The following is a 21,917-nucleotide window of genomic DNA, read 5'->3' as shown; positions in this document are numbered from 1 at the left end:
GGATTTTTCGTTTATTCGCTTATACCGTCCTCGACAATAGATTTCTCGGGTTCACGTGTTTGTGGCTCAGACGATGTGCCACCGCCATAACTAGCTATAATGCGTTGCTGCGCTCGATACGTATCGCGGCTGATTCGGGTGCGATCTACAGTTTTTCCGTCTACCTTTTTTACCCGGAATGTTTCTACCACATACCCTTCTTTGCCTTGCCGAAGTACTTGATAGAAGCCGTGGGAAAGTGAGTCATTACGGAGTCTCTTCTCCGGTATGGGAAGTACGCGAACTGTATGGGATTCCAGTTCATACGAAACATTGGACGGAAATGTACCAAAAAATTTAACAGTAAGCGTTCGGTTTTGGACAGCCGCACGAAGCAGTAAATGCTTGCCTGTATTGTTTCTAAAACGAAAATTAATGGACCCTGTAGCAAAAGTCGCATCCTGACCTTTGGGCAGGTAGCTAACCGGCAAGGAATGGTTGCGGCGCTCAACAATGTCCAAACCGACTCGCAGCGCTGCATTATACACCGTGCTGGATACCTGACAAATCCCGCCGCCTATGCCGGACTCCAACTGACCGTTGACGATCACTGGAGCTTCACGAAAGCCATGAGTGCGCTCAGCCTTGGCAATCAATTGACCGTAGTCGAATATGTCGCCTGGCTTAAGAATTAGACCATCAACGGTGCTTGCCGCTGAATTAACGTTATACACGCGTCCTTCCGAGCTACTGCCGAGACTGGTGGAGAATTGGACGATTTTGCGCTCAATCCCTTCGTTCCGTAGACTGTCCACCGAAATGTTCGGTTCCAGCTGACGGAAAGGTAATTCCACTCGTACGGGCTCTTCCGAATCGGTAAAATCCTTGGGCAGCGCCTTATCTAGTGCGGCGTCCAATCTGGGCCAATCCAGGCGTCGGGCAGAGCGCCCTGGAATATAACGAACCTGATCATTCCCGTCAATCTGACGCACAGCATTGATAGGCATGCCGTATCGTTGCTCCTCCCAATCGACTCCGAATCGGGCCCTTAATATCTCCTCCTGTCGGAAAGATGTGATAGACCATTCTTTTTCGAAGCTAAAACGTGTCTGCACACGAGTCCATAGATGCTCCGAGCTGAGTGCCTTCACGGCATTCCGAAATGCCTCCGCTTTATAATGAATTCCTGCTTCCCCGAGTGTAAGTTTTATATCCTGTGCACTGCTGTCACTGTCCGTCAGAAGCAGTGGGCGTTGCTTCAATGCATCCAATTTTTTATCCACCAGCCGAAGAGCGGCTGTGTGATCCATGCTTCCTACGTTCATTCCTCCGACCCTCACTCCCTCCGGCAGCGTTTGTCTGTCGGCGTACAGATGAAGTCCTCCCCACAACATGGCCAGCGCCAGAACACCAGACCATATCCAAATGACAGATAAATGAATTTTTTTCATAATGCAGATGTCTCCTGTCTGATAAGCTTGATAGCGATTCGTGTGCCATAATATTCATATATATGTGCCAAAAGCAGAAAACTTTCGGTACTATTTAGGTAACAAATTTGTTACAATGATAAACGGTATGATGAAATAGAGAAGTTTTTAAAGGAAATGCATGGAATATGTCGAATGGATATTAGGTTATGCGTAATATGATTAAGCAGCGGGAAGTGATCGAGTGATTGAAATGCAGGATGTGTGGAAGACCTATACTAACGGAACCCACGCACTTCAAGGAGTATCGGTCAGAATTGACCGTAATGAATTTGTATACGTAGTCGGCCCGTCTGGAGCGGGGAAATCGACTTTTATGAAGCTTATTTATAGAGAAGAAGTACCTACCAAGGGGCAAATTTCAGTCAATGGTTTTAATATCGGGAAGCTCAAGCAGCGTAAAATTCCCTACGTTCGTCGTAACATCGGAGTCATTTTTCAGGATTTCCGGCTTTTGCCGCGTTTGACGGCTTATGAGAATGTGGCTTTTGCTATGGAAGTTATTGAAGCTCCCAAGAAGCTGATTCGCAAACGGGTACCAGAAGTGCTTGAACTGGTTGGCTTGAAAACAAAAATGAATCGTGAGCCTGCTCAGCTTTCCGGTGGGGAGCAACAGCGTGTAGCAATTGCACGGGCGATCGTGAACAATCCTTCAGTGATCATTGCCGATGAACCTACGGGTAATCTGGACCCCGAAACATCGTGGGAGATCATGCAGTTGCTGGACGAAATTAATTTTCGGGGCACGACTATTGTAATGGCGACCCACAATAAGGACATCGTGAACTCCATGCGTAAACGTGTCATTGCCATTGAAAATGGCAACATCGTAAGGGATCAGGTAAGAGGGGAGTACGGATATGACTTTTAACACCTTCTTACGTCATGTGCGGGAAGGTTTCAAAAACATATTCCGCAATGGCTGGATGTCCGTGGCATCTGTCACCTCGATTATTGTGTCATTACTTATATTGGGCGTATTTATCATGCTGGTGCTCAACGTCAATTCCCTGGCTGATCAGGCAGATAGTCAGGTGGAGGTTAACGTATTTCTGGAGCTAAATGTAGAGCAGAACATGCGTGAAACGCTGCAAAAGGAAATTGCGGCGATGCCGGAAATCAGCAAAACGACCTTTGTGACTAAAGCTCAGGGTTTGGAGGAGCTGCGCAAAGATTTGGGAGACAGCGGCAAGGAGCTGCTGGAGGGTTTTGACAAGGACAGCAATCCACTCCCGGACAAAATTGTGGTAGAGGTAATTGAACCAACAACGGTTCCATTTGTGGCCGAAAAGATTGAGAAGCTGAATACGTTGCATCCTGAGAAGCCGATTTTAAAGGTTCGTTATGGTAAAGGCACCGTAGAGACGCTCTTTACGATTACGAAGCTCATTCGTAATGTAGGCTTTATATTCGTCGCCGGACTGGCGATCATGTCCATGTTCCTCATCTCGAATACGATTCGCGTGACCATATTGGCACGACGCAGAGAGATTGGCATTATGAAGCTGGTCGGTGCAACCAACTTTTTTATACGCTGGCCGTTTTTTATCGAAGGCGCGCTTATTGGTCTCATTGGTTCCCTTATTACTGTAGGTATTTTATTTACTGGCTATCAGCGTTTGCTGACTGCCGTTCAGGGCGATATAGCTCTGAATATGTTGAAGCTAATGCCACTTGAAGGCATTTGGATTCAGTTGAGTGCATTGCTGATTATTTTGGGGATGCTGGTCGGAATTGTTGGCAGTACCCTGTCCATGCGCAAGTTCTTAAAAGTATAAAGAAGCGTTGGCTGGACGTCGTGTTCGATATCAATTAGAACGGGGAAGCCCGGTGTTATTTTGCGATAAAGGATGGGGAGTGCAAGTTGAAAAAAACAGGATCTGTGTTGGCCGCTACCTTGGTAGCCGCATTGCTAATCCAGCCTTCTGACGGATATGCCAAAAGCATGAGTGAAATCAATTCGCAGCTGAACCAATTGGAAAAGCAGGCCCAATCTGCCAAGCAACAACAGGAAAAGGCTGCTCAAGATAAACAGTATGCCCAACATTACAAAAATAAAACCGTGCAAAACCTGAAAATTGTGCTTGCTCAGATTAACAGCGTCAGTGATCAGCTGACTCGTGTTGCGGTTCAGATTGATCAAACGGAAGATAATCTGCGTGCGACTAAAAAAGATTTAGCCGAGGCCATTGATCGTATCCAGTCACGGGAAAAAATGCTGGAAACCCGTGTGCGCTTGATGTATACGGATGGAACCGTCTCATATATGGACGTGCTTATGTCTTCGTCCAGTTTTAGTGACTTTCTCAGCCGGGTAGATTCCCTGAAAACGATCGTGGAGCAGGATCAAATCCTGTTGGACGAGCATAAAAAGGACAAGGCATTGGTCGTAAGCAAGAAGAAACAGCTGGACACGGAATATAAAAATGCCAAGAAGCTGTATGCGCTCAAGCAGGACGCCAAAGCAGAACTGAATTCGAAAGAGAAAGAGAAGCAAAGACTGATTTCCAATTACGATCATGATATAGCTGAGTCAGATGAAATCAGCGAAGAGCAAAATGACATGCTGGTAGCACTCGCTAACAAACGTGTGGGTCTGGTGCAGGAGAAGAACAAGCTTAGAGCGGAGCAGGCTGCCAAAGCCGCACGCGCTAGAGCGGCTGCACGTGCGGCTGAAGCCAAACGATATGCATCTTCATCCTCAGGTGCCGCCTCGAATTCCAGCCATGCGGCAGCCAGCACGTATACAGGCGGAACGGGCACATTGGCTTCGCCTGTATCCCATTACCGACTTTCATCTACTTTTGGCATGCGGGTACATCCGATTACTGGCAAGCTTAAAGGCCACACAGGTGTTGATATGGCGGCTCCGCAGGGAACCGATATTCATGCAGCCGAAGATGGTGTTGTCATTGTTGCCGAATGGTGGAGTGGCTATGGAAACACAGTTGTGATTGACCATGGAGACGGACTATGGACCCTATACGGACACATTCGCAATGGCGGTACGGTGGTTCATACGGGGCAGACTGTGAAACGTGGTCAAAAAATTGCAGAAGTTGGTTCGACGGGCAATTCCACAGGACCTCACTGTCATTTTGAGGTGCGCGAAAATAACAAACCTGTAAATCCGATGAACTATTTATAGTAGATAAGGTAAGCCCTATTTATAGCCATTACGGTTGTAGATAGGGCTTTGCTGTAATGGTTAATATCCGATGAAGAACATGTGCATTGAGACACAGAGTAGGATACAATTAACATATTCCGTACAAGCTAGACGTATACTTCGTGGATGGACATGCGTTGTAAGGCAATAGGATACAAGATAATGAGAAGGCGGTGGACGATTAGATGTTGAAAAAAAGTACAGCGATACTCTTGATGGTGATCGGGCTGCTTGGCGGCAGTCTGCTCACTTTTGCCTATACTGGAACGACTACAGTAGGGAACAGCGCTCTGGGCGAAGGACTGCTGGCGAGTGTGACAGGTAGCAGTTCTACCTCCAGAAGTGATATCCGCAAAATTGAGACGGCGATGGACTTGATTCAGGGACAATATTATCAGGATGTGGATCGTACCAAGCTGGTGGATGGCGCCATCAATGGTATGATGGAGTCGCTCGGTGACCCGTATTCCTCTTATATGGGTAAAGAAACCGCACAACAATTCGAGCAATCCATAGAAGGTTCTTTTACCGGGATCGGAGCTGAAGTAGCAGCGGAAAACGGGAAAGTAGTTGTAGTCACGCCAATTAAAGGCTCCCCGGCAGAGAAGGCAGGATTACGCTCTAAGGATATTATTTTGTCTGTTAATGGTGAAACACTGGACGGATTGGATCTAAACAAGGCTGTTTCCAAAATCCGTGGACCTAAAGGCAGTCAGGCGAAAGTCAAAATTCAGCGCAGTGGCTCTCCTGATCCGCTCGAATACACGATTACCCGTGACAACATTGATATGGAAACTGTAACGGCTCATATGGAAAGCGACGGTGTAGGCGTCATCACGATCACCCAGTTCTCCTTGAATACAGCAGAACGTTTCAAGGAAGAGTTAGCGAAGCTCGAAAAACAAGGGCTTAAAGGGCTCGTCATTGACGTGCGTAATAATCCGGGCGGCGTGCTTTCCGTAGTCATTGATATTGCACAGCAATTTGTACCTTCTGGCAAAACGATTGTACAAGTGGAAGACAAGAATCAGAAGCGTGAAGAAGAAAAATCCAAAGGTTCACGCAAAAATTATCCTGTGACTTTGCTAATGAATAAAGGTAGCGCAAGTGCATCCGAAATTCTGGCAGGTGCTCTCCAGCAATCAGCGGGTGCCGTGTTGATCGGGGAAAATTCCTTTGGTAAAGGTACTGTACAAACCAGCTATGACAAGCAAATGGGTGACGGTAGCCTGCTCAAAATCACGATTGCCAAATGGTTAACGCCAAATGGAACGTGGATTCATAAAAAAGGGATTAAGCCGAATATTGCGGTGGAACAGCCTGAATACTTCACAGCAGCACCGCTGAACAAGGAAAAGTCCCTGAAATACAATATGAATAGCAGTGATGTGAAAAATGCACAAATCATTCTACAAGGCTTGGGTTACAACCCAGGTCGCGAGGATGGCTATTTTGACAAAGTAACTGAAAGCTCTGTTATTGCTTTTCAAAAACAAGCGAAGCTGACGGCTAGCGGCATCATTGATGCGAAGACAGCAGCAGCGATGGAAGCCAAGTTGATTGAGAAAATTCGTGATCCGAAAAATGATAATCAACTCAAGCAGGGGATTGAAGAGATTCGGAAGGAAATGAAGACAAGCGTAGCGAAATAATAGTGAGGCTACAACAAGGGGGCTGGAAACAGCCTCCTTTTATATTGGGATTTATTTGCAGTCTGTCGGTTTGTCTTCCCTACGTTGGCAATTTCATATAGAATAAATGGATATGAAATGTACGTGATCCGCTATACAGCGGGCCAGGGGCATAAGGAGTGTGAATGGACTTGGAATGGGCATTACAATGGGGATGGAGCGTCTTAAATGCTTGCTTGTACCTGCTTTTGCAGCCGTTTTATTATATCTCAATACTCATTGTAGCACTTGGTTATCGTCGGCAAATGCTGCTGGAGCGCAAGCTATTTCATACCAAAATGCATAGCTGGGCTTCAGAGACCTGGCGTGTCGTATGGAGTGGTTTGCTTGCTGGAATGGCGCTATCCGCTCTGGGAATGTTCGTCAGCGTGCATCTGAACTCGGCTTCCATCGTGTGCCTGTGGGTAGCGACATTACTGCTCATGCTGGTACGCGTCCGTTACCTGTGTCTCGCTTATTCGGTAGGTCTGCTAGGTGTGGTTCAATTTTTCCTAAACGTGGCCAGTGGCTGGCAACCTGGAGGAGCGCTCGGAACATCAGTAGTAGCTATCCGCGGGTTGGATATTCCAGCACTGTTGGTGTTGGTCGCCGTGCTGCATGTGGCTGAGGCGCTGTTGGTTCGCTGGCAAGGGGGGAAGGCGGCCACTCCGCTGTTTGTCGAGGGCAAACGGGGAAGATTGGTTGGCGGCTATCGTATGGAAGACCTCTGGCCCATTCCGTTGTTGTTGCTGGTACCGACTCAGGGAGGATTTACGCTTCCCTGGACACCTTTGTTCGGCGGCGATGCCGGAACCGGGTATATGCTGGCAGCCTTGCCAGTCCTGATGGGCTTCAGCAGCGTGACGCTAGGCCAGCTACCACGACAGAAGGCGGTACTTACTTCGAACCGTTTGCTCCTGTACAGTGTGGCTTTACTTCTGCTGAGCTTGCTGGCTGCATGGTGGAGTCCGCTGATATTGTTAGCAGCGTTATTCTCCTTTCTGGCTCATGAGGCGCTGATCTGGTATGGTAATATAGAGGAAAGTCGCCTTAGCCCGATGTTTGTCCATCCGGAGCAAGGGATGCGTGTTCTCGCTGTGCTGCCAGACAGTCCGGCGACAGCCATGGGCATACTGCCGGGCGAGGCCATTTACCGCGTGAATGGGATTGTTGTGAATACCCGTGCCGAGTTACACCAGGCCTTGCGGATCAACTCTGCTTTTTGTAAGCTGGAGGTACGCAATCTTCAGGGCGAGAGCAAGTTTGTGCAGCGAGGCATGTACGATGGCGATCATCACCAGCTAGGGGTTGTGCTTGCACCTGATGCAGACGCGAGCTGGGCCGTATCCATACAGCCAGCCTCCATCTACCGGATTGTTGCCATGCACATAGGCGCACGCCAACGTAAAGCTGGACAGGCATCGCAGGCAGAGAAGGCACATTTGGATACCATGGACAAATAGATGTTACAACAAGAGGGTAGTCATTATTTGATTAGAGTCGAATAAGGCTACGCTCTTTTTATATGCCGACAGTAGCCTGCTTGAAATCAATATTCTGATCGGTATACAATGAATATGTAATAAGAAGCGTTGATGAACTGAATGCCTATCATGTGTGTCAAGCAGGGAGAGGAAAAGATGAACGCGATCCACTTTATTCGAGAGTACATCAGGCATCCACGCAGCGTAGGCGCTGTTATACCCAGCTCAAGACAGTTGGCCAAACAAATTGCCACACCGATTTACTTTGACAAAGCATCGTGCATTATTGAATATGGTGCAGGAACCGGTGTGTTTACGCAAGAGCTTATTTTGAACAAGCGTCCAGAAACGCTACTTTTAGTGATTGAAGCTAATGAATCGTTTTACAAAACGCTACAAAGCAAGTACGGACACTTGGAGAGGGTACACATTATTCATGGATCGGCTGAGCATGTAGCTCAGTATATACGACAGTATGAGGTCCCAAAAGTGGATTATGTCGTGTCAGGGCTCCCTTTCACCAGCTTGCCCGCTGCATTATCCAGCCTCATTTTGGGACAAACGGCTGAGGTTTTGGGCCAGGAAGGCAAATTTATTACGTTCCAGTACAGCAAGGTCAAACACAATTTTTTTCGCACCTTTTTTGCTGACATTCAGATTAAAAAGGTAAACTGCAATGTCCCGCCCGCTTATGTGTTCACTTGCAGCCTGTAACCTTGCAGCTATGTAGAGGATTAGAATAAATACGAATGTGAATATACGGATGATTATGAGAAGACTTGGTCAGCGTCATTGAGATGCTGAAACGGTCTTTTTTTGTTGTGCACTTTTATGGATATATAAGAAGGGGATATGTTAAAAAGCAAAATTCATTTAAGGAATCATATTTTAAAATGGGGCTTAACCTATATATTACATAAGATGGAACCCGCTAGATTTTTGTAAGATTCATGATAAATCTGAACTTTTGTTAAAGGAGATTTATATATGGTAAAACCGCTGATATTCATGCGTTGGTGTGAGTACTATGAGTTAAGTGACCGTGAAACGGATTTTGTGTCTTTTTTTATGATGAATTTCTCGGCTGCCCGTTCAGGCAATCAACCGAAGCTTAGGGAGCAGTTTGTTGAAATTCAGAAAAAAGCCTTTCCTGAGTACCCGTTTGATATTACCCCGGAAGAACTGGATTACTCCAAATTCGAAGGCTTGATGAAGCAAGTGTTGAAAATTCATTTTGACACGGCCGAGCTGCTATACTCCTTTTATCTCCAAAAACTGTGCGCACCTTTGGCAGAATACATTTTATCCACTGGAGAATCAGAGCCTGCACGCATCTATTATAAGCTTATTCAAAAGGATAAAGTGCGCTAGGTAAGACAGTGTGGATGAGCAAGAGCTATTGGGATACCTCAAGCTATATGGTTATTTAAGAAATTAATACTATCTAATTAAAACAATAGTTAAAAATGTCAATATACCTTTGTGTTAAGGTAATATTATAAATCCAGTTTCAAAGAAAGAGGGTGTTGTTCTCGGCTGGAACATTTCAAGCACGGATATGACGCTGCAACGGAACGATAAGCTCGTTTGGGGACAGGGAAGGGGCCTTAAAGCCTCAAGGAGGGGCATTCTTATGGGTGCCGCTCTTTTTAAATTGAAGGGAGGAAGCGGCATGAAGGCGAAAAATAGTAGTAGTATTTGGTCCAAACGTTCCAAATGGCTGCCTGTCGTCATGGCATGCACGATTATAGTAGGGGGTGCTCTACCGACTCCAACTGTAGTTCACGGTCAAACGGCAAAGACTGTTACCATTAAAGTCGATACATCCAAGGATCGTAAGCCTATTAGCCCTTATATTTACGGTACGAATCAGGAGTTGGCAGGCGATGAGAATCTGACTGCCAGACGACTTGGTGGCAATCGAATGACCGGATATAACTGGGAAAACAATATGTCCAATGCAGGAAGCGACTGGATGCAGTCCAGCGATAGCTATTTATGCGACAACGTCGGATTGACAAAAGCCGAATGTGAAAAGCCAGGTGCGGTGGCAACCTCGTTTCACGATCAATCGCTGAAGCAGGGCACATATTCTTTAGTCACACTGCCGATGGCCGGTTATGTGGCCAAGGATGGAAACGGAAGTGTGCAGGAAAGCGAAAAGGCTCCTTCCGATCGGTGGAATGAGGTCGTAAACGCTAAAAATGCGCCGTTTCAATTGCAGCCTGATCTGAAAGACAATCAGGTTTACGCGGATGAATTCGTCAACTTTTTAGTGAAAAAGTATGGCTCTGCTTCAACAAAAACAGGTGTGAAAGGATACTCGCTCGACAATGAACCCGCTCTCTGGTCGCATACGCATCCGCGCATTCATGGTGAAAAGGTCGGAGCGAAAGAGTTGGTAGAGCGGTCGGTAAGTTTATCCAAAGCCGTTAAGGCGGTTGACGCGAGTGCGGAAATTTTTGGGCCCGTTCTTTACGGTTTTGGCGCCTATAAAGATCTTCAAACTGCACCTGATTGGAACTCTGTAAAAGGCAACTACAGCTGGTTCGTGGACTATTACCTCGATCAAATGCGCCTCAGTTCGCAAGCTGAAGGCAAGAGATTGCTGGATGTTTTCGATGTGCACTGGTATCCTGAAGCGATGGGTGGAGGCATACGAATTACGAATGAGGTAGGCAATGACGAAACGAAGAAAGCCAGAATGCAGGCGCCTCGTACCTTGTGGGACCCGACCTACAAGGAAGATAGTTGGATCGCTCAATGGAACAGTGAATTCTTGCCTTTACTGCCTCGATTAAAGCAGTCGGTGGATCAGTATTACCCGGGAACCAAGCTGGCCTTGACTGAGTATAGCTATGGCGGCGAAAATGATATTTCCGGCGGTATCGCTATGACCGATGTGCTGGGCATCTTGGGCAAAAACGATGTTTATATGGCAAACTACTGGAAGTTAAAGGATGGTGCCAACAACTACGTTAGTGCCGCTTACAAGCTTTACCGCAATTATGACGGAAAAAGCTCTACTTTCGGTGATATCAGTGTTAATGCGCAAACGTCGGATATTGTTAATAGCTCGGTGCATGCTTCCGTAACGGATGCATCCTACAAAGAACTGCACCTCGTTGTCATGAATAAAAGCATGGACAGTGCATTCGACGCCCAATTTGATCTTTCCGGTGAGACGACTTACGGTTCCGGTAAAGTATGGGGCTTCGACAAAAATAGCTCACAAATTAAAGAAGCAGCGCCAATTACGCAAATTTCAGGCAACCGCTTTACCTATACAGTACCGCCTTTGACGGCTTATCACATCGTCTTGACTGCTGGCAATGATACGTCTGTGCCACCTGTGGAAGGTCCTGAAAGTTTTGCGCTGAGGGCTGAGGCTGGCGATGGGAAAGTAGATTTATCCTGGGACGCTTCCAGCGGAGTTGTAAGTTACAGTGTACAGCGGGCAACGTATGAAAACGGTCCTTTTGCTGCTGTAGCATCCAACTTGGTCGAAACGTCTTATACGGATACGAACGTAACGAACGGCACTTCTTATTATTATAAAATAACCGCACAAACAAAGGCGGGAACGAGCGAATCCAATGTTTTGAAAGCGGTTCCGCGAACGCCTGTAGACGGACCGGATCGCTATGAAGCCGAAGATGGCACGCTGAAGGGAACCATTGTGGAATCCAGCGGAACCGGCTTCTCCGGTACTGGTTATGTAACTAATTTCCACAATGCAGGGGATTCCCTGACGATGACGATCCAGGCAGAGGCGGCAGGCTTGTACAATCTTACAATCGGCTACCGTTCGCCTCATGATGACAAACGCACCAACTTCTCTTTAAACGGCAAAGCGTTTGGCGAGCTGATACTTTCGAAATCGGCTGATTTTAAAGAAACTTCCGGAGGCAAGCTTCTGTTGAATGCAGGGGCGAACACGATCGGTTTTGAAACAGGCTGGGGCTGGTATGATATCGACTACGTCAAGCTGGAGCCAGCTGCTGACCGTCCACCACATGCGGTAACCAAAACGCTCACCAATCCGAATGCGACGGTAGAAGCAAGGGCATTGATGAACTATCTGGTTGATCAATACGGGAAGAATATGCTTTCCGGTCAAGAGGAAATAACCGAAATTGATTGGCTTCAAGCGAATGTAGGTAAAAAACCGGCTATTGCGGCGCTTGACCTGATCGACTATTCGCCAAGTAGAGCGGAACACGGTCTTAGTTCCACTGAGACGGAAAAGGCGATTGAATGGGATAAGCAAGGGGGCATTGTTACCTTTGCATGGCACTGGAACGCGCCGAAAGGTCTAATCGATACGCAGGGAAAAGAATGGTGGAGAGGCTTCTATGCCGATTCGACTACATTCGATATAGAATATGCGATGAATCATCCAGAGTCCGAAGATTATAAATTGCTTATTCGCGACATCGATGTGATTGCAGGGCAATTGAAGAAGTTGCAGGATGCGAAAGTTCCTGTCCTGTTCCGTCCTTTGCACGAAGCGGAAGGCAAATGGTTCTGGTGGGGCGCTAAAGGTCCTGAGCCTGTTAAGAAATTATATATTTTGATGCACGATCGTTTGACTAATGTGCACAAATTGAACAATCTGATCTGGGTCTGGAACTCTGTTGCTCCCGACTGGTATCCAGGGGATGAGTATGTGGATATTTTGAGCTTCGACTCTTATCCGCAAGCAGGCGACTACAACCCGCAAATTGCAAAATACGAAGACCTTGTTACGTTGGGTAAGGACAAAAAGTTAGTTGCCATGAGCGAAAACGGACCTATCCCGGACCCTGATCTGATGAAGGCGTATCAAGCCCATTGGAGCTGGTTCGCTACATGGTATGGGGATTTCTTGAGAGACGGCAAACAAAACAGTCTTGAGCATCTGAAAAAAGTGTATAATCACCCGAACGTCATTACGCTTGACAAGCTCCCGACTAACTTAAAAACGTATGGTATTACCGAGCAGCCATCAGTACCGGGTAGCTTCACGCTGCACGCAGCGGGCGAAACGGCGAAAGTAAAGCTGAGCTGGACAGCATCGGCGAATGCGGCAAGCTATGAAGTGAAGCGTTCGACGACTGAAAACGGCGCTTTCGCCACAGTAGCGAGTGATGTATACGGAAGCAGCTACACCGACATAGCCGTAACGGCAGACACGATGTACTATTACCAAGTCGTAGCGAAGAACGATGCAGGTCAAACGGTTTCGAACACGGCTAGCGCAGCGCCGAAAGCGGATACTCAGCAGCCGACAACGGGATTGGTGCTCCAGTATCGCACAGCGGATACAAATGTGAACGACAATCACTTGAACCCGCATTTCCAAATTGTAAACAAAGGTACAGCCTCTGTACCGATCAACGAGTTGAAAATTCGCTACTACTACACGATCGACGGCGAGCGCGCGCAGACATTCAACTGCGACTATGCGACGCTGAGCTGCTCGAAACTGAATGGTAAACTGGTTAAAATGGATAAAGCTGTAGGAGGCGCTGATTATTATTTGGAAGTCAGCTTCAACTCGGATGCAGGCGTGTTAGCACCTGGAGGAAGCACGGGCGGAATTCAAACCCGTATTCATAAGACAGACTGGTCGAACTATAACGAAAGTGACGATTACTCGTACAAAGGCACGCAGACTTCATTCGCCGATCATACGAAAGCTACGTTGTATCATAATGGCGTACTTGTTTGGGGAACCGAACCGGCAGCTAATTAAGACAGGCGTCTGATATAAGGCAACATGTGAATCAACCGATTATTTGCGCCGCTGGGGAGATTCAAAATTATATAAATACCATCGTTGAAATGAGCAGGGGATTTAGTATCCCACCTGCTCATTTTTTTGTACAAAAACCCTCCAAGAGATATGTTTGATTATTATATTCAGGTTTAAGAAATCACGAACTAAAATTACCTTATAATGTTAGAAGAGACGAAAAATATAATTCTTCAAGTTAAAGAGGGGGATTGAAATGGAACATACACCTACGATCCGCTCGAAGATAGAGACAGAACTAAAGCAAAGGGGGCATACATTTAGCAGCTTCAGTAAAGTATCTGGAATTAACCGTGGTATATTTAGCACCATGCTTAACAGCAACCCACCCAAGCCGATCTCGGTTCGGCAGATGGACTTGATTACCAAGGCATTGGGATATCCCGAAGGCTGGCTGTATGAGTTATACATAGATGAATGCTTTTATGAGGGAAAAGGACACTGGAAACGGATTAAGCCTTTTTTATTACGTTGTGTAGAGTTAGGGAGGGAAGACTGTATTCAAAAGGTACTGTCAAGACTAACCGAGGACTTGTCCTATGTACCGACGATATTTGAGCTTGCAGAAGAACTACACGAAGCAGGAAAGAAAAAGGAGTCTATCCCCTTTTACGAGTGTGTAATAGAGAATGAGAGATATTACCACTCGGAGCGGTTGGCAATTTGCCAGTATCGTTTGTTTTGTTGTTCTCTGAATACTGACTTGGATAATAATCGGCAAGCAACTATAAAGTTTGCACCGTTTCGGAGAAATCTTCCCGAGAATTACCAATTAGACGCGTTGTTAAAATTGACTAATGCATATTTCCAATTTTACGATTATGAGTCGGCTATACACTATGCGAAGGAACTTGAGGTACTAGTCACAAGCATTTATTGGCATCAAGCTCAAGCGAGGGCGAAGAATCGTGAAGTTATACGTTTAAATACAGAAAGACATCTAATCGTTTATTATGGACAAGCCTATTTAATGCAGGGAAATTCCTTAGAAAAACAAGGACTATATGAAGCAACTATGAAGTTCATACCTTACTATGAAAATTTAACTGAATTTGAAGGTCTAGATGAGATTGGAATGATAGAGGCACAGAAATTCGAAATATGGGGAATAGCAAACCGTTTGAATTTAGAAATTCTGATGGGGGATACGGCTAGTTTGCCTGCCTATGTCGAACTTATTAGAAATAATCCTCAGGAAATATTACTTGGGCTATTGACTATTATAGAATCGGCCAATCATTACAGTTACTCAGTAGAAGAAACTCTGGCTCTTTTTGCTGAGAATATTAATGAATTTAGGGAGCTACGTACAAATATTTCGTATTATCATACAAATAATGATCTGCTGACATATTCTCGTTTTTTTCTTGAGCTTAGTCGATACTATTTCAGTAAAGGAAGCTATACCGAGGCAATAGACAGTATGCTGATTAGTTTAAAAGCCTCCTCAGAGTTAAACGATAAGAATTACTATATCAAGTCCATCACGCTATTATTTGAGAAATATAAGGCTCATTCGACCGAAGAACAACGGACAGAATATAAAAAAGTGTTACAAGCAGTGGAAATTAGTATGAGGCAAATGACCTCTTAGAACAAAAAGGGCTGTGTTTCTCTATCTAGAGTAGGGAGATCACACAGCTCTTTTAATTTTTCGTACATGTTAATTGAGTGAAATTTACTATTCCTCATGTGTATCAGGGGTGTCGGAGTTACTCTCCAAAAGCTCGCTTTGTGAAGAAGTGAACAGTTCCTTCAATATCCGATAAGCTTTATTTTGCCCTGCTTCATTCTGCTGGGAAAGTATATGAATGCATTCCCAAATCCAGGGCTGGTTTTTGAGTTCTTCATATGGATTATAGTCAAAAAATGCAAATACATTCGTGTTCAGCGCCTCTGCTATTTTCTCCAGTGTTTTGATCTGCACATTGACCTCACCGCGCTCCAACTTGCCGATATAGGAACCTGTTGAATCGGATGCTTCTGCTAACTGTTCTTGTGTAATACCCCGCAATTTTCGAAATTGACGGATTTTCGTTCCTAATAGTTTCGTTGTTTCCATAGACACCCACACTCCTATAGTATGAGTGTAGACAAAGCTAGATTAAGCGTGGAGGTAATTAAATTGCCTTAATTATTCGATATTTAGTTCTTGTAAGAACTATTTTAATAAACATCAAATTCCATAATATAATAAAACAGTGTAGAAAAGGGGTTGACCATCATCCAATTTATTCATATAATTTCTAGTATATTGTAATTGATTGTCGAGGAGGGTGATTTTTTAAAATCATCTGAATACGCCGGGGGTGTTTTTATTGGAAAATGCAACCACGATTCGTTCGGAAATTGAGAAAGAACTAAAACTTGGTGGCTACACTTTTAATAGTTTTGGACAAGCTACGGGTCTTAACCGGGGCATATTTAGTGCTATGCTTAACGGGAATCCGCCTAAACCTATCTCCGTAAGACAAATGGACTTGATTACCAAAGCATTTAATTATCCAGAAGGCTGGTTGTATGACCTGTATGTGGATGAATGTTTTTATGATGGAAGACCTCATTGGAAAAGAGTTAAGCCGTTCCTTATACGCTGTGTTGAAGTAGGAAATCTGAGGTGTGTGGAGAAAGTGCTCTCACGCTTAATGGAAGATCTTAACCACATTCCAACAATCTTTGCTTTGGCAGAGGAGTTATACGAAGGGGGGAAGCTGCAAGAGGCAATTCCATTCTATGAATGTGTCATTGAAAATGAAAAATATCAGCATTCTGAGAGATTGGCGATAAGCCATTATAAATTGTTTCGTGCAAAAATTGGAGAGAATACTGAATTAAATCTAAAGGCGGCTATACGATTTGAACCTTTTCGTTTTCGGTTGCCAGAGTGCCATCAATTAGACGGATTGTTGCATCTAACAAATATATATTCTTCACTACATAAATGGCAAGAAACAATTACACACAGCGATGAGCTTTGGGAACAATCTAAAATTATATATGAAGAAGAAAGTAAAAGAAGGGCTCGGAAAAACAGGAATTATGTACCGATAAAGACCGAGCGACATTTAGTAGTATATTATGGGCAAGGATTACTTATGAAAGCTTATGCCTTACAAAAAATTGGCGACTATGAGAATGCAAAAAAAATCGTTGCTGAGTATGCCGATCTAAGTTGGTTTGAGGGTTTAAACACCGTTGGGAAAAGAGAAGTGGAAAAGTTTAAGGTATGGTCTATGGGTAACTCTTATACACTTGATTTACTATTAGGAGATACGTCTGTGCTCCCTCAATATGTAAACTTATTAGAGAACAATAATGATGAGATATTACCAGGTCTTGTGAATATTTTAGAATCGGCTAATAGAAATTTCTTCTCAGTTGACAGTATCTTGGATCGATTTATTCAATATATTGATATTTTTAGAAATACTCAGGATGTAATATTTATGGATGATTATTATAATTTTAATTTCCAACTAGCCATTTATTATAGACGAAATAAGAGATATAAGGATGCAGTAAATGCTAATTTACAATGTATACAGATATCATTCTTTCTTAAAAATGTAGAGAGTTTCGCCCAAAGTATGGTTTTATTCGAAAATAATAGAGCTTTATGTGACGAAGAACAAATTGAGATTTATAAATCTATTATTAAGGAGGTGTGCAAAGATGAGGAAGGTTTTACTTTCACTTTTGCTTTCTCTAATAGTAGTCAGTAATATCGGGGTTCTGTCTTCTTTCCATGATATTATAGTTAGTAATAATTCTCATATTTCAGTTTCTAGTCATGGTAGAGGTGGGTGAAATCCAATAGTGCTGTTTACTTCCAAGTGAGTTTCAAGGGAATTTTCCAAGTAAATAGATGAATCAAAAAACCAGCCTTACTGAGGCTGGTTTTTTGATTCATCCCGTTAAAGGAATGAACTGGGTTTTATTATATTTTTAACCTGTAGGGAAGGTATCAGCTTGTAAACTAATGTAAATACCACACCGAACAGGAGGTTTATTGATGTGAAATGGAAACAATTGGAGGAATGCATCGAAGAAAAGCGGAAGGAACTAAATGATTTGGCGAATGAGGTGGGATTGAAGGATCGGCGGGTGTTAATCAAGTCCATGGAGTTGGATCGACTCCTTAATAAATACAGTGACTGGAAATATAGCTATCGCAGACAACAGAGTATACCCCAAAGTTCACAAATACAAGAGAAGCAACACGAGCTTGTCCTATCTTATTAATTATCAAGTATTATGACAAGATAAAACCTAACTTCAACAGGGCTTCTAATACATAGTGGGATATAGAATAAACAAAATAATCTCTATTGCATCTCGTACGCCGCTCTTATACACGTTGTTCGTACGGTTTATTGTTTTGCGTCTACATCAGAGCGGAAGCCATGTATTAATGATGAGTATGTATCAAAAAAACCTCCCGATTCACGTTATTGCGTGACTCAGGAGGTTTTTGGGTTTTACTGTTGAAGCTGGCGAAGCACGGTGATTTCGACACGACGGTTTTTTTGTCGTCCAGCTTCGGTGCTATTGTCACCAACCGGCAGGGTATCTGCATACCCCGCATACTGAAATCCTGAGGGTGAAAGTTGCTCTCTGTCGAGAAAGAATCGGAGTACAGATAGTGCCCGTGCGCCGGAAAGCTCCCAGTTGTCCTTATACGTCGATGAGTTCGAGGAGCGAGTGAACGGAATGTTGTCCGTATGGCCCTCAATGCTAATCGGTGTTTTCAAATCTCGAAATAGACTGGCCAACTTGGATAGCGTGTTGGCAGAGCCTTGCTTGAGTGCAGCTCTACCTTGATCGAATAAAAAGCGGTCATTCAGTGTAATGACAATACCACGCGGCTGATCTGACACGAAAATCTGGTTTTCCAGTTTGTTGTCTGTAATATATTCTTGAATGACACCCATTAGATTTTGCAGCTCTTTTTCCTGCGTGCGGAATGCTTGTTCACGTTCGGTGAGCTTTGTCGATCCAGCTTCCTTTTTATCGGCTGCTGGTTGCTTGGTCGTGGGTGGATTCTTGCTGGTGTAACGATCGGCAGTACCTGTAATACCCGAGCCTTGCTCCAAAATAGAATCTCCCTTGTGGAACGTATCCTGGAGGGATTGAACAACGACATCGTATTTTTTAGCATCCAGACTACTCATGGCATACATCACAACGAAAAATATGAGCAGCAGGGTGATCAGATCGGCATAGGTAATCATCCAGCGGTCACGATGGTCTCCGCCGCCTCCTTGACCCCCACGGCGCTTACCGCGCGCTCTCATGGAAGTCCTCCTTTGGAGAAGCGTCCTCTGTGCGTGAGCGACGAGGCGGTTTGTGATCTATATTTTGCTCTGAGCGGATAAAGAACTCCAACTTTTTGCGTACAAGCTTTGGATTCTCTCCGTTTTGGATAGCCAAAATACCTTGCAGCAGCAAATCCATAGTGATAATTTCACTCTCACTGGCAGCTCTTATTTTGGATGCGATGGGCAGGAAGATCAGATTGGCGCTAGCAACGCCATATAGTGTTGCGATAAAAGCAACAGCAATGGACGGACCAAGCGCAGTAGGCTCGGTCAGGCTGCCCAGTACATGGATCAGGCCCATGACAGTACCGATAATCCCCATCGTAGGGGCATAACCGCCTGCGGATTCAAATATTTTGGCGTACCCTTCATGTTTGTGTTCAATGGCATCTAACTCAAGCTCTAAAATCTGTTTGATCTGCTCCTGCTCGGTGCCGTCGATGACCAACTGAAGACCTTCACGCAAAAATGCATTCGGATGCTCTGATGAAGTACGCTCTAGCGCAAGCACACCGGATCGGCGTGAGGTGGCAGCCATGGAAACCAAATCTTCTATATATTGCTTCGTAGGATTGTCCTCACGGCTAAATGCCATCCGTAGGGCGGTGGGGATCGTCTTCAGCTTGGAAGCTGGGTAGCTGATCACAACTGCGGCGAAAGTCCCCCCAAATACAATGAGAGCCGATGTACCTTGAAGCAGCCCTGTAAATTCGCCGCCTTCCCATAAGAAGCCACCGATTAATGCTATGATTCCGGCGATGATGCCCAATACGATGGTGATATCCAAAATTTAATTCACTCCTATTCAAGACTTATCGTTTGCATCCACGGTAAGAAAGAGGTATAATACGGGAACAAACATTCTTATCCAACCATATTTCCCAAGTATCATTGCTCGGGAAATATCGACATAGAGTTACAGGTAAAGACGTTAAAGCTCGACTGTTGTAAAATCATGATGTTTCCATTTTAGACGATAAGGGTGATGCAGGGCAATGAGTGATATCGTTGTTAGCGATAAGACTTTTGAAATTCAGTCGGAATTCCAACCTCAAGGCGATCAGCCTCAGGCCATTTTTGAATTGGTAGAGGGAATTGCAGAAGGAAAGAAGCATCAAACGCTATTGGGTGCTACGGGAACAGGTAAGACGTTTACCATCGCACAGACCATTGCCAAGCTGAATCGGCCTACGCTGGTTATTGCACATAATAAGACTTTGGCTGCTCAACTGGCGAGTGAGTTTAAAGAGTTTTTTCCGAATAACTCAGTCGATTATTTTGTCAGCTACTATGATTACTATCAACCGGAAGCATACATTCCGTCTTCCGATACGTATATTGAGAAGGATTCCAGCATCAATGAGGAGATTGATAAACTTCGCCACTCAGCGACAAGCTCTCTGTTTGAGCGTCGTGACGTTATTATTGTAGCGAGTGTCTCCTGCATTTATGGTTTGGGTTCCCCGAAAGAATATTCAAGCCTGCTGCTTTCGCTTAGAGTCGGCATGGAGAAACCCCGCAATCAGATTTTGTCCCGCTTGGTCGATATTCAATATCAGCGGAACGATATCAACTTCGTGCGGGGTACTTTCCGTGTACGGGGGGATGTTGTGGAGATATTCCCGGCTTCCCATGGGGAACATGCTATACGTGTAGAACTGTTCGGGGATGAAATTGAACGAATTACCGAGATTAATGTGCTTACGGGTGAATTGATCGGTGAACGTGATCATATTGCCATTTTCCCGGCATCTCACTTCGTTACTCATGAGGATACGATGAAGGTAGCATTGGTCAATATTGAACGTGAGCTTGAAGAGCGGTTAACGGAGTTGAAGGAGCAAGGGAAGCTGTTAGAGGCACAACGTTTGGAACAACGTACCCGCTATGATATCGAGATGATGAAAGAGGTTGGTTTTTGTTCCGGCGTCGAGAATTATTCAGGTCCACTGACATTCCGCGAGCGAGGTGCGACACCATATACACTGATGGATTATTTCCCGGATGATATGCTGATCGTCATTGACGAGTCCCATGTTACGTTGCCGCAGATTCGTGCCATGTATAACGGTGACCAAGCACGTAAGAATGTACTGGTAGAACATGGTTTCCGTCTACCATCCGCATTGGATAATCGCCCGTTGAAGTTTGAAGAGTTCGAGGACAAGGTAAGTCAGATCATCTATGTATCGGCTACTCCAGGACCCTATGAGATGGAGAAATGCGAAACGATGGTACAGCAGATTATTCGTCCTACCGGGCTTCTTGATCCGATTATTGAGGTGCGTCCGAGCAAGGGGCAGATTGACGATCTCATTAGTGAGATACGGCTTCGCATAGAACGTGAAGAACGGGTACTGGTGACCACACTTACGAAGAAGATGTCTGAAGATTTGACTGACTATTTAAAAGAAGTAGGCATCAAGGTTCGGTATATGCACTCCGAAATTAAGACGTTGGAGCGGATGGCTATTTTGCGGGATCTTCGTCTAGGGACCTTCGATGTATTGATCGGGATCAACCTATTGCGGGAAGGTCTCGATTTGCCGGAAGTATCGCTGGTCGCGATTTTGGATGCGGACAAAGAAGGCTTCCTGCGTTCTGAGCGCTCTCTGATTCAGACGATCGGACGGGCAGCACGGAACAGTGACGGTCGTGTTATTATGTACGGCGATAAGATTACCGATTCTATGGATAAAGCGATAAAGGAAACGGAACGTCGTCGTGCGATCCAAATTCAGTACAATGAAGAACATGGGATTACCCCGCAAACCATCCGTAAAAAGATTCGTGATGTTATTGAAGCAACCAAGGTGGCAGAGTCTAAGAATGATTACCTTCCTAATGAGACGGGTAAACTTTCCAAGAAGGAGCGTCAATCACTCATTCAGCGTCTGGAAGCAGAGATGAAAGACGCCGCCAAGAACCTACAGTTCGAGCGGGCAGCCGAGCTGCGTGACGCTTTGCTGGAGTTACGAGCTGATTAAACATTGAGAATAAGCTAGAAGCA

16 protein-coding genes are annotated in these 21,917 nt (G+C 45.0%); 12 read left to right on the top strand and 4 right to left on the bottom strand.

All coding sequences use genetic code 11. The features are described 5' to 3' along the window. Positions 1-11: 11 nt before the first annotated feature. The gene (locus tag NLX78_RS11660) at positions 12-1,430 is read right to left on the bottom strand and encodes a VanW family protein (protein WP_254350477.1); all 1,419 of its coding nucleotides are present in this window, start codon (positions 1,428-1,430) and stop codon (positions 12-14) included. 223 nt (positions 1,431-1,653) lie between these two features. On the opposite strand from NLX78_RS11660, the gene ftsE reads away from it, so the two are divergent. The 9 genes from ftsE (at position 1,654) to NLX78_RS11615 (ending at position 15,183) form a co-directional block, all read left to right on the top strand. Continuing rightward, positions 1,654-2,340 (top strand): cell division ATP-binding protein FtsE, encoded by a 687-nt coding sequence (gene ftsE, locus NLX78_RS11655; protein WP_023990620.1) that lies wholly within the window; start codon positions 1,654-1,656, stop codon positions 2,338-2,340. Further along, a complete protein-coding gene (gene ftsX, locus NLX78_RS11650) occupies positions 2,330-3,247 on the top strand; it encodes a permease-like cell division protein FtsX (RefSeq protein WP_013312238.1) in 918 nt (305 codons plus the stop codon). Before ftsE ends, ftsX begins: the two co-directional genes overlap by 11 nt. An 86-nt stretch (positions 3,248-3,333) precedes the next feature. Next, positions 3,334-4,617 (top strand): M23 family metallopeptidase, encoded by a 1,284-nt coding sequence (locus NLX78_RS11645; protein WP_023990619.1) that lies wholly within the window; start codon positions 3,334-3,336, stop codon positions 4,615-4,617. 206 nt (positions 4,618-4,823) lie between these two features. Continuing rightward, complete coding sequence (locus NLX78_RS11640) at positions 4,824-6,290, top strand: S41 family peptidase (RefSeq protein ID WP_061829953.1); 1,467 nt, start codon at positions 4,824-4,826, stop codon at positions 6,288-6,290. Positions 6,291-6,454: 164 nt separating this feature from the next. Further along, entirely contained in the window at positions 6,455-7,771 is a 1,317-nt protein-coding gene (locus NLX78_RS11635) for a PDZ domain-containing protein (RefSeq protein ID WP_254350476.1), read from the top strand. Between the two features lie 177 nt (positions 7,772-7,948). Continuing rightward, positions 7,949-8,506 (top strand): class I SAM-dependent methyltransferase, encoded by a 558-nt coding sequence (locus NLX78_RS11630; protein WP_023990616.1) that lies wholly within the window; start codon positions 7,949-7,951, stop codon positions 8,504-8,506. A 273-nt stretch (positions 8,507-8,779) separates the two neighbouring features. Further along, on the top strand, positions 8,780-9,163 hold the full coding sequence (locus NLX78_RS11625) for a hypothetical protein (RefSeq protein WP_254350475.1): 384 nt from the start codon (positions 8,780-8,782) through the stop codon (positions 9,161-9,163). Between the two features lie 301 nt (positions 9,164-9,464). Beyond that, on the top strand, positions 9,465-13,529 hold the full coding sequence (locus tag NLX78_RS11620; protein ID WP_254350474.1) for a glycosyl hydrolase: 4,065 nt from the start codon (positions 9,465-9,467) through the stop codon (positions 13,527-13,529). 256 nt (positions 13,530-13,785) lie between these two features. Continuing rightward, positions 13,786-15,183 carry a DNA-binding protein gene (locus NLX78_RS11615; RefSeq protein ID WP_254350473.1) on the top strand — a complete coding sequence of 466 codons (1,398 nt, stop codon included), beginning with the start codon at positions 13,786-13,788 and terminating at the stop codon, positions 15,181-15,183. A gap of 87 nt (positions 15,184-15,270) precedes the next feature. Here NLX78_RS11615 and NLX78_RS11610 read toward each other — a convergent pair whose 3' ends face one another. Continuing rightward, positions 15,271-15,651, bottom strand: a complete 381-nt coding sequence (locus tag NLX78_RS11610; protein WP_254350472.1) for a helix-turn-helix domain-containing protein — start codon at positions 15,649-15,651, stop codon at positions 15,271-15,273. 256 nt (positions 15,652-15,907) lie between these two features. On the opposite strand from NLX78_RS11610, the gene NLX78_RS11605 reads away from it, so the two are divergent. Further along, on the top strand, positions 15,908-17,311 hold the full coding sequence (locus NLX78_RS11605; RefSeq protein ID WP_254350471.1) for a DNA-binding protein: 1,404 nt from the start codon (positions 15,908-15,910) through the stop codon (positions 17,309-17,311). A gap of 292 nt (positions 17,312-17,603) precedes the next feature. Beyond that, positions 17,604-17,831: an aspartyl-phosphate phosphatase Spo0E family protein gene (locus NLX78_RS11600; RefSeq protein WP_023990607.1), complete on the top strand. Its 228-nt coding sequence runs from the start codon at positions 17,604-17,606 to the stop codon at positions 17,829-17,831. A 236-nt stretch (positions 17,832-18,067) separates the two neighbouring features. Here the strand turns inward: NLX78_RS11600 and NLX78_RS11595 are convergent, their stop codons facing one another. Both NLX78_RS11595 and NLX78_RS11590 read right to left on the bottom strand, forming a co-directional pair. Next, a complete protein-coding gene (locus tag NLX78_RS11595) occupies positions 18,068-18,883 on the bottom strand; it encodes a flagellar motor protein MotB (RefSeq protein WP_254350470.1) in 816 nt (271 codons plus the stop codon). Then, complete coding sequence (locus tag NLX78_RS11590) at positions 18,867-19,694, bottom strand: flagellar motor protein (protein ID WP_028542113.1); 828 nt, start codon at positions 19,692-19,694, stop codon at positions 18,867-18,869. The genes NLX78_RS11595 and NLX78_RS11590 overlap by 17 nt, the downstream gene beginning before the upstream one ends. A 208-nt stretch (positions 19,695-19,902) precedes the next feature. Here NLX78_RS11590 and uvrB point away from each other — a divergent pair, with 208 nt between their 5' ends. Continuing rightward, positions 19,903-21,894 (top strand): excinuclease ABC subunit UvrB, encoded by a 1,992-nt coding sequence (uvrB, locus tag NLX78_RS11585; RefSeq protein WP_235306456.1) that lies wholly within the window; start codon positions 19,903-19,905, stop codon positions 21,892-21,894. Positions 21,895-21,917 lie beyond the last annotated feature (23 nt).

The organism is Paenibacillus sp. Lou8.1, assembly GCF_024213565.1.
GTDB lineage: Bacteria > Bacillota > Bacilli > Paenibacillales > Paenibacillaceae > Paenibacillus > Paenibacillus polymyxa_B.
This window is presented reverse-complemented; position numbering and strand designations above follow the sequence as displayed.